Annotated in this window: 11 protein-coding genes and 1 tRNA gene; 7 read left to right on the forward strand and 5 right to left on the reverse strand. The window is 38.2% G+C overall.

What is annotated here, in order from left to right; translation table 11 throughout:
• The first annotated feature begins 12 nt into the window (after nucleotides 1-12).
• A complete protein-coding gene (locus tag BLR60_RS21185; protein ID WP_090503650.1) occupies nucleotides 13-777 on the forward strand; it encodes an SDR family NAD(P)-dependent oxidoreductase in 765 nt (254 codons plus the stop codon).
• Between the two features lie 373 nt (nucleotides 778-1,150).
• Here BLR60_RS21185 and BLR60_RS21190 read toward each other — a convergent pair whose 3' ends face one another.
• From BLR60_RS21190 to BLR60_RS21200, 3 genes are all read right to left on the reverse strand, one after another.
• Nucleotides 1,151-1,777 (reverse strand): carbonic anhydrase, encoded by a 627-nt coding sequence (locus tag BLR60_RS21190; RefSeq protein WP_090503652.1) that lies wholly within the window; start codon nucleotides 1,775-1,777, stop codon nucleotides 1,151-1,153.
• A gap of 391 nt (nucleotides 1,778-2,168) precedes the next feature.
• The gene (locus tag BLR60_RS21195; RefSeq protein WP_090503655.1) at nucleotides 2,169-2,777 is read right to left on the reverse strand and encodes a hypothetical protein; all 609 of its coding nucleotides are present in this window, start codon (nucleotides 2,775-2,777) and stop codon (nucleotides 2,169-2,171) included.
• 367 nt (nucleotides 2,778-3,144) lie between these two features.
• Nucleotides 3,145-3,735, reverse strand: a complete 591-nt coding sequence (locus BLR60_RS21200; protein WP_090503657.1) for a Crp/Fnr family transcriptional regulator — start codon at nucleotides 3,733-3,735, stop codon at nucleotides 3,145-3,147.
• Nucleotides 3,736-3,813: 78 nt separating this feature from the next.
• Here BLR60_RS21200 and BLR60_RS21205 point away from each other — a divergent pair, with 78 nt between their 5' ends.
• From BLR60_RS21205 to galB, 6 genes are all read left to right on the forward strand, one after another.
• Entirely contained in the window at nucleotides 3,814-4,509 is a 696-nt protein-coding gene (locus BLR60_RS21205; protein WP_090503660.1) for an HAD family hydrolase, read from the forward strand.
• Complete coding sequence (locus tag BLR60_RS21210) at nucleotides 4,506-5,150, forward strand: chloramphenicol acetyltransferase (protein WP_090503662.1); 645 nt, start codon at nucleotides 4,506-4,508, stop codon at nucleotides 5,148-5,150. The genes BLR60_RS21205 and BLR60_RS21210 overlap by 4 nt, the downstream gene beginning before the upstream one ends.
• Before the next feature lie 66 nt (nucleotides 5,151-5,216).
• Nucleotides 5,217-5,429, forward strand: coding sequence for a hypothetical protein (locus BLR60_RS21215; RefSeq protein ID WP_208600692.1), 213 nt, complete (start codon nucleotides 5,217-5,219; stop codon nucleotides 5,427-5,429).
• Between the two features lie 112 nt (nucleotides 5,430-5,541).
• Nucleotides 5,542-5,615, forward strand: a tRNA-Ala gene (locus tag BLR60_RS21220).
• A gap of 596 nt (nucleotides 5,616-6,211) precedes the next feature.
• On the forward strand, nucleotides 6,212-6,802 hold the full coding sequence (locus tag BLR60_RS21225) for a hypothetical protein (protein ID WP_090503666.1): 591 nt from the start codon (nucleotides 6,212-6,214) through the stop codon (nucleotides 6,800-6,802).
• 389 nt (nucleotides 6,803-7,191) lie between these two features.
• Nucleotides 7,192-9,612 (forward strand): beta-galactosidase GalB, encoded by a 2,421-nt coding sequence (gene galB / locus BLR60_RS21230; protein WP_244155720.1) that lies wholly within the window; start codon nucleotides 7,192-7,194, stop codon nucleotides 9,610-9,612.
• Nucleotides 9,613-9,764: 152 nt separating this feature from the next.
• Here the strand turns inward: galB and BLR60_RS21235 are convergent, their stop codons facing one another.
• Both BLR60_RS21235 and BLR60_RS21240 read right to left on the reverse strand, forming a co-directional pair.
• The gene (locus tag BLR60_RS21235) at nucleotides 9,765-10,838 is read right to left on the reverse strand and encodes a sensor histidine kinase (protein ID WP_090503672.1); all 1,074 of its coding nucleotides are present in this window, start codon (nucleotides 10,836-10,838) and stop codon (nucleotides 9,765-9,767) included.
• A gap of 953 nt (nucleotides 10,839-11,791) precedes the next feature.
• Entirely contained in the window at nucleotides 11,792-13,648 is a 1,857-nt protein-coding gene (locus BLR60_RS21240) for a DUF4859 domain-containing protein (RefSeq protein ID WP_090503674.1), read from the reverse strand.
• Nucleotides 13,649-13,769 lie beyond the last annotated feature (121 nt).

Here is a 13,769-nt window from a genome sequence, read left to right on the forward strand (position 1 = left end):
TAAGAATACATCATGTCGAACATATTTAATTTAGCAGGTAAAACTGCATTAGTAACCGGCTGCAAAAGAGGAATAGGGAAAGCTATGGCGTTGGCTTTGGCCGAAGCAGGTGCCGATATTATCGGTGTTTCGGCAAGTCTTGAACTTCAAGGCAGTGCTGTTGAGAAAGAAATTTTAGCGCTGGGCAGAAAATTTTATGCTTACCAGTGCGATTTTGGTAAACGCGAAAATACCCTGGCTTTTGCTGCTCAGGTAAAAGCAGATCATCCTGTGATTGATATTTTAGTGAATAATGCCGGAACGATTTTACGACAGCCAATTGCTGAACATTCTGATGAATATTGGGATGAAGTAATTGCCGTAAACCAATCGGCACCGTTTATTTTAACCCGCGAAATTGGCAGGGAGATGATCGCCAGAGGAAGTGGGAAAGTAATTTTTACCGCATCCTTACTGTCGTTCCAGGGTGGGATTACCGTACCGGGTTATGCGGCAAGTAAAGGTGCAATTGCATCTTTAACCAAGGCTTTTGCAAACGAGTGGGCATCAAAAGGGGTAAATGTGAATGCAATTGCACCTGGATATATTGCAACTGATAATACTTCTGCTTTACGCGAGGATCAGGATAGGAGCACTTCTATATTATCCCGTATACCTGCCGGAAGATGGGGAACACCTGAAGATTTTAAAGGACCAACGCTGTTTCTGGCCTCAGCAGCAAGCGATTATGTTCATGGAACGATTTTGACTGTTGATGGAGGTTGGATGGGACGGTAGTTTAGTCCTTAGTCTGCAGTCTTTAGTCCAGAGTCGATGTTCAGAAGTATTTAAACCTCGCAGATTTTGAAAACCTGCGAGGTTTTTTTATGCAATTTTGAGCTGAGGACTTGCGACTCATGACCGCGGACTTAATAACCTGAACTCGATAATTATTTAGTTAAAATACTGTCTTATAAGCGCTCAATCCCTTACCGATTCGTCATGCTGAACTTGTTTTACAAGTAGAAATAATATTTTCAATGGCGTTGTAGCTACTTCGTGGTCAGCATCTTTTTAGCAGGGAAGACCCTGAAATGAATTCAGGGTGACGGTCGATTAATCAAAAAGTCAATATAAGCTACCGATAGGTAATATTAATAATCTAACTAGGTTAATACAAATTATAAATCTCTTTAATGTCCTTCAAAATGTTTTCGAAATCGATTTTAAGATCGATTAATTTACCCGTATGGATATCGAAAACCCAGCCGTGAACCGTTATTCCGCGTTCGGTAATGGCTTCCTGTACCGCTGCAGTCTTTAGCAGGTTAACGCATTGTTCCTGAACATTCAGTTCTACCAGTCTGTTGTAACGAGCGCCTTCATCCTCAATGGCATTTAGCTCATCTCTATGGATGCGGTAAACATCGCGAATATTTCTTAACCATGGATTGAGTATGCCCATATCAGCAGGTTGCATGGCTGCTTTTACACCTCCGCAGTTGTAGTGACCGCAAACTACAATGTGGTTCACTTTTAAATGTCTTACTGCGTAGTTTAAAACCGTCATCACGTTTAAATCTACGTTGTTTACCAGGTTGGCCACGTTACGGTGTACAAAAGCCTGTCCAGGTTGTATACCCATTAAATCTTCGGCTGTAACACGGCTATCTGAACATCCGATATACAGAAACTCCGGACTTTGTCCTTTAGATAACTCTGTAAAGTAATTGGGATCAATGGCTAGTTTTTCTGCGATCCATTTTTCGTTGTTCTTAAAAACATCTTCTACATTCATATCTGTGGTCTAATATCTTTGTTGGATAAATCAATTATTATTAAGCTGTTGTTTATGCCTGCATAATAAAAAAAATATTTCCTGATACCGGCAAGTTATTCGTCTATAATTGTTGTAATCAGATTGAATAAATATGCAGGCTGCAGGTTTCTTGTATAGAGTGATTTAACAAATTTTAGCCAAAAATGTTTAAGATTTTTCAGGCATTTAGGGAAACTCGGGAGAGTACCCCAGCGTGTTCATTTCGGCTTATTGCTTAGTGATTATCTAAGCGTTTAGATAGAGAATTGATTCTTAATCGAATGGCTTTCGGATGGAGCGCAAGGAAGAGTATTTCTCAACTTCGCTGCGCTCCGCTCGAAATGGCGACTAATTGTATTAGTCTAATATTTTAGCTTGCCACAGCTACCGCATTTTTATTGATGTGGTTAGGCAATTCTTCTAGCGTGTATAAGTTAACTAACGATTCTCTCAATACATCTTTAGCATCATGCCACACGTTTTCTTGAGTGAAATGGCAAATGCCGTTGGTTAGTTCTGTAATAATTGCGCCAATTAATGTTGCAAAATGATTTTCGAATACATCTCCAGAATGATATTTAATAGAGAATACCTTATTGTAATTTTGTAACTGTGCTTCAACCGCTGCACTTAGCTTTACGGGTTTTGCAGCTTTTCGTTTTTTCTTTTTGAATAAACCAAGAATTTTTTGGACGATACTCTGTTTAATGATTTTTTCTTTAAAAAGCTTTTTTTTGTATTCCTTTAAATCGAATGATTTAAGAGAAACACTAAAATTTAACTTTAAATTATTTTCGTTAAATATTGCAAGGCTTGGTTTGTCCCATTTAAAAACAATCGGTAAGTTTCCATTCGGATTTCTGAATGAAAAAGAAGAATTAATATCCAAAACGTTCTCATGTTCATTTAAACGTTTTAAGATTGTTGGAATAAGATCGTCTGTTAAAGAATTGGTGTAGATGTTAATATAAGCGCTCATGTTTAATTAAGATTAGCTGAATCAATGTAATTGCACAGATTTTTTCGACCTATGCTTTTTTATTCAATGATAGTTAAGGATATCATTATGCTATGGAGCAATCTATTTATAGACTGTCCTCCTGCATATCAATTAACCTGCAAATCTTAATATGGATTGATAGTAATTTTTTTTCATTTTATGTGGTTTTATTGTGTGTCATTATTTTCGCAAAGGGCGGGTTTTTAATTTCAATTAATTAAACGGACCGAAGAGGGGAAACGCTACAATTAATCTAAAAATACTTTGATAGCAATAATTATACCATAATACCGTTGGTTCCCCTAAGTTTTCGGCAGCTTTTCATACTGGTGAGTTGCAGCGTATCTTAAAATTTAGGTGTGTCAAAATCGCCCTTGGCTATAGCCTGCTTTAAGCTTCTGTTAAAGCTCCTTACCGAGATGCCCAGATAGGCAGCCATGTCTTCTTTAGAGATAAAGATGTGCTCATCAGCTTGTAATTTAAATAATTTCAAAATGGCATATTCTAAGGTGTATAATTGCTGGAAAGCTGCGCGTGTACTGGTTTGTATAATTCTGGTAGACAATTCCTGGAGTAGGAGTGTAGTGAATTCGCTACTTTTGTTAATTAATGAAAGAAAATGATGATGCGGTATAACGTAGGCCGTAACATCGCTAATTGCAGCTACATTGCACAGGCAGATAATCTTTTTTAGCGCTTCTAATTCACCAACAATTTCACCCTTACCTAAAAATTCGATAATAAAATCTTTACCGTTTTCTTCAGAAATAAAACATTTGCTAATGCCTTCTTTAATGATGTAGATGTTGCTGATTTTTTCGCCTTGCTCTATAAATCTATAGCCTGCTTTAAAGTTTTTAAGCGTAATATCCGCTTCCTTATTTTCAGCGCAAAAACGTTCAATAAAGGTTAAGAAAGTAAGGTTGGTACGTAGCATATTTATGTAGTCGAGACAAATGTCCTTTTTTGAAGGTCGTTGTTGCGTTACTTTTGTGGTGCTAAAGTAAGCATAACCATGAAAAATCAAATTACTGTAATTGCTTTTGATGCAGATGATACCCTTTGGGTAAATGAGCCCTATTTCAGGGAAGCCGAAAATCAGTTTGCAGGCCTTTTAGAAGATTTTATGCCGCACCACAACATCCTGGCAGAACTTTACCAAACGGAAATAGCCAATTTACCACTTTATGGTTATGGAATTAAGGGTTTTGTATTGAGCATGATCGAAACTGTTTTAAGGATAACAGCTGGTAAAATAGACCCAATGGTGATTAATAGGGCCATAGAACTGGGACAGGATATGCTTAATAAACCGGTAGAGCTGCTTGATGGTGTTGAAGAAGTGCTGAAAGCCTTACATGGAAAATATAAACTGGTGGTGGCTACCAAAGGGGATTTGTTGGATCAGCAAAGAAAATTAACGAAATCAGGACTCGATCACTACTTTCACCATATTGAGATTATGAGTGATAAGCAGGAAAAAGATTATCGAAAACTAATCAAACATCTGGATTGTAAGCCTGAAGCGTTTTTAATGTTGGGGAATTCGTTAAAATCGGATGTTTTACCTGTGTTGAGTATTGGCGGACACGCTGTTCATATCCCTTTTCATACTACATGGGTGCATGAGCATATTGATCATACCATTGAGCATGCAAATTTTTACCAGATGAAAAGTCTATCTGAGGTCTTACCAAAACTAATTGAATGAAAGAAAAAATAGATATCAATACCTGGATCAGAAAAGATCATTTTAAATTTTTTAGCACTTTTGAAGAGCCTTTCTTCGGTGTTACTGTAGATGTAGATTGTACGGCTACCTACCAGGAAGCGAAAGAACAAAATGCTTCCTTTTTTCTGCTTTACCTGCACAAATCGCTGCTGGCTGCCAATCAAGTAGAGCCTTTTAAATACCGCATTATTGATGGTGAAGTTTGGAAATACGAGATTGTAAATGCTGCTGCAACCATTAACCGTCCAAACGGAACTTTTGGGTTTGGTTATATGGGTTTCCATGAGGATTTTGAAGATTTTAGAACAGCAGCCAACAACGAAATTGAAAAAGTACAGGCCAGCACCGGCTTAATCCCTTCGTCATCGGGTGAAAATGTAATCCATTATTCAGCACTGCCCTGGTTAAATTTTACCTCTTTATCCCATGCGCGAAACTACGCTTATCAAGATAGTTGCCCAAAAATATCTTTTGGTAAGGTAAGAGATGAAAACGGAAGAAAAATAATGTCGGTTTCTATCCATGTAAATCATGCTTTGATGGATGGTTTTAACGTTGCCCAATTTGTAGATCGCTATCAGGCGCTGTTAAACAATACAGCGGTTAAAGCAAATGTTTAGTATAAATATTTAAGGAAAGAAATCTAAAACGACATTTAATATTCAGTTAACATCGGGAATTTATTTTTGGCAATGTTTATCCTTGCCGTTATTATTCCTTTTTACCTTTTGGCTTTTGTAGCTATGTGTTATATGGACAGTGCTTTTAAGGCCATTATGTTTCTTATCATGTTACTGGTTGCCACATTTGTACTTTTTCTTTTCATCAATTATCCCATGCAATCTGCCCTTGCCGTAATCTGTATAATGGCTTTGTTTGCCTTAAAATTTAAAGATTGAGTAAAAAGTTGAATTATCATTTGCATTCGAGAAAGTATTTGCTATTTTTGCTGCTCAAGCAAGAAGCTTGTTATTCAATGTGTAATTATTTATTATTGAATATTAAAACTTTGGGGGATTAGCTCATTTGGCTAGAGCGCTTCGCTGGCAGTGAAGAGGTGATCGGTTCGAATCCGATATTCTCCACCCTTAAAAGCCGATTTATTAACTTAAATCGGCTTTTTTTTTCTTAAAAACATGGCATAGTTTGGATCAAGCGAAGGTAGTAGGGTACTTAAGTTTTATATCCCGTTGATGATGGTATATCATTCAGTCTTAATAAAAACTATTTATCCGGATATTTTCACCTTTTAATTGAGTAAGGGTGGGATATCAGGCAGCTATAATCTACCAACATCAAAATAATATACAAGAAACTTTTTCTAAACTATTAAAACAGCGTATGAGTAGCGCAATCGAATAAATTTCAAATCGTAATAAATCCACTAACTAGTAAAGCCGTAACAAGAGCTTTTTATGTTCTTAAAGGACTGAATGCTCTTTCTTACATCAAACATCAATTCATTTCATAATCACCCCGATAATTGATTTGGGTATAGATTGCAATTTTGGCACAGAATTGTGAAAAAGCCATATAAATCATACACAAATAAGGAATATTTGTGGTTTTTTATATTCCTAAAAACGCTAACCGGCCGTTTCAAGGCACTTGTTGATAAATATCAAGGACTCATTTTTTGTTAAGTTAACTTTAAAAAATAATTAAAAGTATCTTTGCTTTTATGAACAACGCTCTTAAAGTCATGGTGTTATCATTATTAATGATTAACGCTAAAGCCCAATCTGTCAAGCCATTATCAGCCGAGGTATTATCAGTTACCCGTGCAAACTTCAACAAAAACTTAATAAAATTCGAGTCAGTTGATATCGACAGTCTACCTGCCCCAGTCTATTTATTCTCTAGAGATGGTAAACAAGAAATAAACATTGATGGCGTTACAGTCTTAACTGATCAAAGAGAAATTATTGGTATTAAAGATATGGATCTGTCGGACGAGTCTATAAAAAATATCGGGGATAGACTCATAATTCTCGATAAGCTTCAGAAAGCCTATAGTGAAGCATCCAATGATGAATATAGATCTAGCAAAAGAAACAAAAATAAAATCGTTTTCTATGACCGCAGATTTTTTGCGGTTCTACGCTCAATGAGAACAACCTTGAAAGATTTTAAAACCATGTATGCTGCACATCAGAATGATAAAACAAAAGCAATATCAGTTGCAGCAATGAGAAGCCCTAACATTGACTGGGAATTCTATTGCCGTTTGATACAAGTGGAGCACCAGAAAATACAAGTACTAGCCAAATAATTATTGGCCACGATTAAAACTAACCATCTGCAACTAAAGTTGTAGGTGGTTTTTGGTTTTATATCTACTGGTGATCAGAAATTGAAGGTTAAAATTATAATTAACAAAAAGAGTCTTTATTACATTCTGAATGACAAATTCATCATTCAATACGAATGCAACCTCTTCGAGTGGAATGTTTTTATTTAAAAACCCGGTCGCCGTTCATCAATTTTAACTAAACAACACTTTTAGATGCACCCCGCTTTGTAAGCAGAGCAGCTAAAATTAAACCTTTTATTTACTTATTTTAACCTGTTCTTTACTTAAGTTGTTGAGCACTGTTTTAACATTTAGATTTGAGGATGAATGCAATCAAAATATCATTTTGTCGGGGTTTGTCCGTTTTAATGTTCACCGTATTATTTTACGGAACAGTTCATGGTCAGGGCAGGACAGAATACCTGTTGGAAAAAAACTGGAAGTTTAGCAAAGGTGATTTTCCTGAATCCATAAATCCTGCTTTTGATGACACCAAATGGGAAACGGTAAGTATACCGCATGATTGGGCAATAAAAGGACCATTCGATGGGAACAATGATAGCCAAAATGTACAGATTGTACAAAATGGAGAACAAACAGCATCATTAAAAACAGGAAGAACAGGTGGCTTGCCTTTTGTTGGAAAAGCCTGGTACCGGAATACTTTTGTTGCACCTGCTTTTACAAAAGGTAAAAAAGCAGTGATATTAATTGATGGCGCCATGAGCTATCCTAAAGTGTTTTTAAATGGCGAAGCTGTTGGACACTGGGCATACGGTTACAATTCTTTTTCAATCGACGTAACCGACAAAATGAAAGTCGGTAAAAATACACTCGCCATCAGCCTGGAAAATTTACCCGAAGCCTCACGCTGGTATCCCGGGGCCGGCCTGTACCGGAATGTGCATGTCATTATAACGGATGACGTAAGTATCCCGGTTTGGGGCACCTATATTACCACACCTATAATCAATAAAGATTTCGCACGTGTAAAAATAAAAACCCAGGTAAATTCACTTAGTGGAAACTATACTGGTTTGAGCCTGCAAACCACCATTGTAAATGCAAAAGGCGAAACAGTAGCTTCTGCAACAAAGACTTTGAATGAAGGTGATTTGAATGAGTTTGAGCAAGATTTAGTAGTTAGAAAACCTGAATTGTGGTCGCCGGAAACACCAAATTTGTATTCTGCTATCACAAAACTATATGCCGGAAACAGCTTAAAAGATGAATATACCACAACTTTCGGCATCCGTACCATTAAATACGAAGCAGAGAAGGGCTTCTCGTTAAACGGGGTTTACCGCAAATTTAAAGGCGTTTGCAATCACCACGATTTGGGGCCACTTGGAGCCGCCATTAATGTTGCTGCTCTGCGCAGGCAGCTTGTATTATTGAAAGATATGGGTTGCGATGCCATCAGAACTTCGCACAATATGCCAGCGCCAGAACTGGTAAAGTTATGTGATGAAATGGGATTTATGCTTATGGTCGAATCTTTTGATGAATGGAAATCACCTAAAGTTTTAAACGGATATAGTCACCTTTTTGATGAATGGGCCGAAAAAGATCTTGTGAACATGATCCGTGCCAACAGGAATAACCCTTCTGTGGTGATGTGGAGTATTGGAAACGAAGTACCCGATCAATCAACGAAAGAAGGGGGCAAGATTGTAAAGTTTTTACAGGATATCTGCCACCGTGAAGATCCAACAAGGCCAGTAACTGCAGGTATGGATAGGATTAAAGATGCCTTAGATAATAACTTTGCTTCGGTATTGGATATTCCTGGATTTAATTATAAACCGTTCTGGTACAGCGATGCATACAAACGTTTGCCACAAGCTATGATTCTGGGGTCTGAAACGGCCTCTACCGTTAGCTCAAGAGGGGTATATAAATTTCCGGTTGTGCCGCAAAAGATGAAAATGTACGATGACAATCAAAGTTCATCATACGATCTTGAATATTGTAACTGGTCGCAAATTCCGGATGATGAATTTGTGATGCAGGATTCACTTAAATATGTAATCGGCGAATTTGTTTGGACCGGTTTTGATTACCTCGGCGAACCTACCCCATACGATGAGAAATGGCCATCACACAGTTCTTATTTTGGAATTATTGACCTGGCAGGTATCCCTAAAGATCGCTTTTATCTCTACCGAAGTAAATGGAATCCTGATAAACCAACGCTTCATATCGTTCCACATTGGACTTTCTCCGGACGTGAAGGACAGGTTACGCCGGTGTTTGTGTACACCAATTATCCATCAGCAGAGTTATTTGTTAACAACAAAAGCCAGGGCAGACAAAGTAAAAATAAAAAGTCTACCACCAGCAGGTACCGACTAATGTGGAATGATGTAAGATACGAACCAGGAGAGATAAAGGTTGTTGCCTATGATGAGCATGGTAAAGCTGTTGCTGAACAAAAGGTTAAAACGGCTGGCAAACCGCACCATATTTTGTTAGAATCTGATCGTAAAAATTTGGAGGCTGATGGCAAGGATCTGGCCTATATTACGGCAAGTGTAGTAGATGCGAATGGTACTTTATGCCCTGATGCAGAAAATAGCTTAGCTTTTAAAGTTACCGGAAACGGAACATATAAAGTAGTTGCCAATGGCGATGCAACCAGTCTGGAATTATTTCACCTGCCAAAAATGAAGGCATTTAAGGGCAAACTGGTGATTACCGTTCAATCAACAGAACAGGCCGGGAAATTAAAGCTAAGTGTTTCTTCTAAAGGTTTAAAAACTGCGGTGCTGCCGATTGAGACCAGATGATAATTGATTGTAGAGATCCCTCAAGATGACATTTTATTTATGAAATGAAGAAAAAATGGTTTTGCGAAATATACAAGGCAATGTTACCTAAAGTTGCTGCGCTATTAGCAGAGGTAACTCCTGTTTATTACCAAAAATGTGGTACTACAAATTTAATTTTTCAGGAATATTTTAAACGCCGAGCCAACCTCCGCATTGTTTTCTATTTCTATTTTACCGCCGGCATTGTTCACTATTGTATGAACAAGATATAAACCAACACCAGATCCCTCCACGCTAGTTTTTACACGTTTAAATTTCTCAAAAATGATAGTTTTGGCTTCTTCTGTAAGTCCAATTCCATTATCTGATACCTTTAAGAGCATGTAATCACCGCACTTTTCTGAATGAATTTTTACGTGAGGTTTTCTATCCTTTGGTGTGTATTTTATGGCATTGCTGACCAGGTTATAAAGGATGCTCCGTAATTTTCTGCGCACAAAAGTAATTTCTGTTGCTTTTAAATCCGTTTCAATGATTGCACCCGATTCATGGATTAAGCTGGGAATGGAAAGGCGTACGTCGTCAACTATATTTCCCAGGTCTATAAGCTCTTCGGCTGACTCATTGCGCTGCTTATCCCAATGGCCCTGCACAAGATCCTCCACTACATTTTTGATGTTGTTCAGGCTTCTTTCCATGGCATCGATCAATTTTGGAAGTCTTTCCGCCTTTTTTTCAACGTCCAGTTTCATGGCAGATAATGAAAGGCTTAGTGCTAATATGGGGTTCTTAATGTCGTGAGCAATACTGTCGAGTAGAAGCTCATGCTCGGCCACAAGTTTTTCTTGGTCCCGGAGATCTTTCACCCTTGCTGTGATATCTACAAAAGTGATAATAACACCATTTGTTTTATTGTCTCTTCTGTTTATGTAAGGCAATATATTCATCTGAAACCAGTGCATATCCGTAGTCTGAATTTCTTTTTCGAGTATCTTACCTGTTGCAATCACGGTTTTTATATTCTCAATAATGGTGGGAAATCTAAAATTTTCATGGACATCCATTATTGATCTGCCAATAAAATCAGCTTTCAGCGAAAACTGCTTCATTGCAGGTGGGGTAAATTTTCTTAAAATCAGTTCTGAATCGACAAAAAGCTGGGGTATAATGGTATTGGCAAAATAATTTTCCAGCTCTTCATTAAGTGTTACCAGATCTGAAATCTGCTGACTTTTGGTTTGCATAGTTTGTATTTTAGCTTGGCATCTATTCTGTTTCAGAATGGACGATTCAAATATAAACCAATTATTTTATGATCGATCCAATTGAAGCAATTTCACTTCAGCTTATCTTACCTATCTGTAGCATTAACAAGTAATCATAAAAGATGTTTACTCTTTTAAGGAATTTTTTGAAAATTTGATGGAATGAGCCTCAACGAATAGAAATAAACCAAAGCCATGCACAAAAACCAGTTACTTAACAAGCTTTTTAAAAAAAAACTCATTCAAGCGCCACTAATACCGACTTAAACTGTTTTATGAACGTTTTGTTTTTCTGGTAATTACCCCGAACTGTAGGGAAGCGGAAAGGTTTACGAAGCAAACCGAGCCTTAAGCGAGCTGATTGAAGGTAATTTATTGCAAGATCTTTCCTGATAAAAAGATGCTGACCAGGCTGTAGCTACAAAACAATTGAAAATATTATTTCTACTTGTAACATGAATTTACAGCTATCGGATCAAAATGGCGAATTGGTCTGGTCAGGGTGGTAGACGCCAAATAAAACGTGCCTCGCTCCGGGCTTTATGCACCAGTCGGGTTTAGGTGACCAAGATAGTTGCTTCTATTTTCGTTTTATAGCAAATTGCAGAGAAATGAAGTTTTCCTGCACAGGCCTTCGTATTTAAACGGGATGGGAGCGGCATACTTTTGCGGTAAAGGCGGGGGGGCGTAGAAGGGCAGCAAAAGATATAGCGGACAGCCCGGCAGAACCCAACCGACGAAGAGCAACAGCACCTTTACAAAATAATAAAACTCGTCAATCTTATTTAACGTGCGTTACGGATGCTTTAGAATTTATAGCAAAGCATGTTAAAAACACGATATAAAAACCCCCAAATAGTGTTTAACTTTTTGGGGGCATTGCATGTACCTGGTGGAAATATGAATAATCGAACTCAGGTAGGTCGGAACCATTATTTTATAGTTAAATTAACAGTGAAGGTAGCAGTAACCTTATTGCCGGAAGCCAAGGTATATACCAAAGCTTGTTTCATGGTATACTTATCGCCTATATTGACGCGGTTGGGGTACTGGCCAGCGCTTAGCTTAAAATTCTGTGCATCAAATTCACAAAACACACGTGAATTAGCCGAACTGTAGCCAACTACATAACCAGTAGCGTCAAACCAGTGCCCGTAGCCATTAGCTGTTGTAGTAGCATTTAGGTTGTTATTCGGTTCAAGTGCATAAAATTTAATATCGGCACCTATTTTGCTGGTAATATCTTGTTTAGGTAATTGAAAGGCAGAAGCGAGTTTAGCAATATCAATTTCGGCTGTGGCATAATCGTAAGCGGTTGTACTCCGTTTCACTTCAAGATCGTACGTAAAGGCGGCATCTTTAGGTGCCTGATTGTTGTAACCAGGTAAACTGGTGTTCTGAAATTTTACTTTATACGGCCATTGTTCATCATTGGCATTGTTGTCATCCCAGGCATGCGGATGGTATTGGGTAGGCGCACCTGTAACCACAAACCAAAGGCGGCTGCAATTGGCCGGAATCGTAAAGGTTGCATTTCCGGAGGCGCTTGTGAACATGGTGCTGTAGCTTCGGGTACCATTTGTTGATAAAGCAACGAAACCATACCTCCAACCGGCAATACTGGCATCTACCTGGTTATAGCCCGAAGCGTTTGGCAAGCCTTGAAATGCCGCTGTAACAATTGTGCCTGCAGCAGGTACCTCTAGAGGCATAACATTGTAACCGGTTGTTTGCGGGCAAAAGCTTGGATCAGGTTGGAAAGCGCCATCGTTCATCAGGTTCATTTTATAATGATGTGCACCAATTTTGCTTACACCCAGCGTGCGGATGTTATCAATATCCCAGGTTACAAATTTAGATGATGCATCATATAACTCATCATTTAGCTGGCTCACTGAAAGTCCATACAAACGTTGATAAACCTGAATCGGATCTTCATAGGTCTGTGATGCCTGCCATATTTTGCCAATAACCGTAATGCCTCTTTTTTGTGCCCAGTATTGGTGGATCATATAATTGGCGTACCGGTAATCTTCGTGGATGAGGTGTTTTTGGTAATTATCCAGGTAAGGATCAAACCAGCTGCTAAAAAATTCATTAGGATAGGAGATAAAAGCTTGCCATTGTGCGGTTTGTTCCCAAAAGGCATTGCCCCCCGCTCCATTGCCGCCGAAACCCCATCTGAAACCATGTGATGTGCCCAGATCGCCGGATACCTGGTATTGAAAACTATGGCCAATCTCATGCCCGATTGTGGAACCAACCGGCTGGCAGGTTTGCGGACTTACCCATAATGCACCTATGGTATCATCATATCCTGAACCAGTTGCACGCCAGCCATCTTCATAGTATAAAAAGATCATCAATTTGTATTTGTCTAATTTTGAAGTTCCGTTTCCTACGGTTATAAATTTTAACGTATTCACATTCAGGTTATAAAATGATTCAGCCTTGGCCAGCAAATCATCAATATCCACACGGTATTTTGAATCTACATTGGTAGAAGAAGGATTGTTATTGCCATATCCTTTTCCCCAGAATAGTATGAAGTGATCGGATTGCTTAGAACGGGCATAACACCATTCGCTTTCGGTGGCGTTCCAATCCATATTCTGCATGGATTGTGGTTTGTAAATCTGCAGGTTGGCAGCCGCCTGCGCAATTGTACCATTTGCAGGAGGATCAGTTGCTACCATAGCTTTTTTACAGGCTGTAAAGTTTAATAATAAGATTAAGGAAAGTACAGCACAGGTTTGCCGATGCCGCATTAATTTTGATAGGTAGTTCATGGTTTTAGAGTTGATTGATGTATTCAGCAAATTAACCAGAACTTCAAAATTATAATTACAGGTTTTTATCTATAAATAACTCATTTTTAACCAGATATCATTACAGTATTTACGCTAATAT

This window comes from Pedobacter terrae, from assembly GCF_900100705.1.
GTDB classification, from domain to species: domain Bacteria; phylum Bacteroidota; class Bacteroidia; order Sphingobacteriales; family Sphingobacteriaceae; genus Pedobacter; species Pedobacter terrae.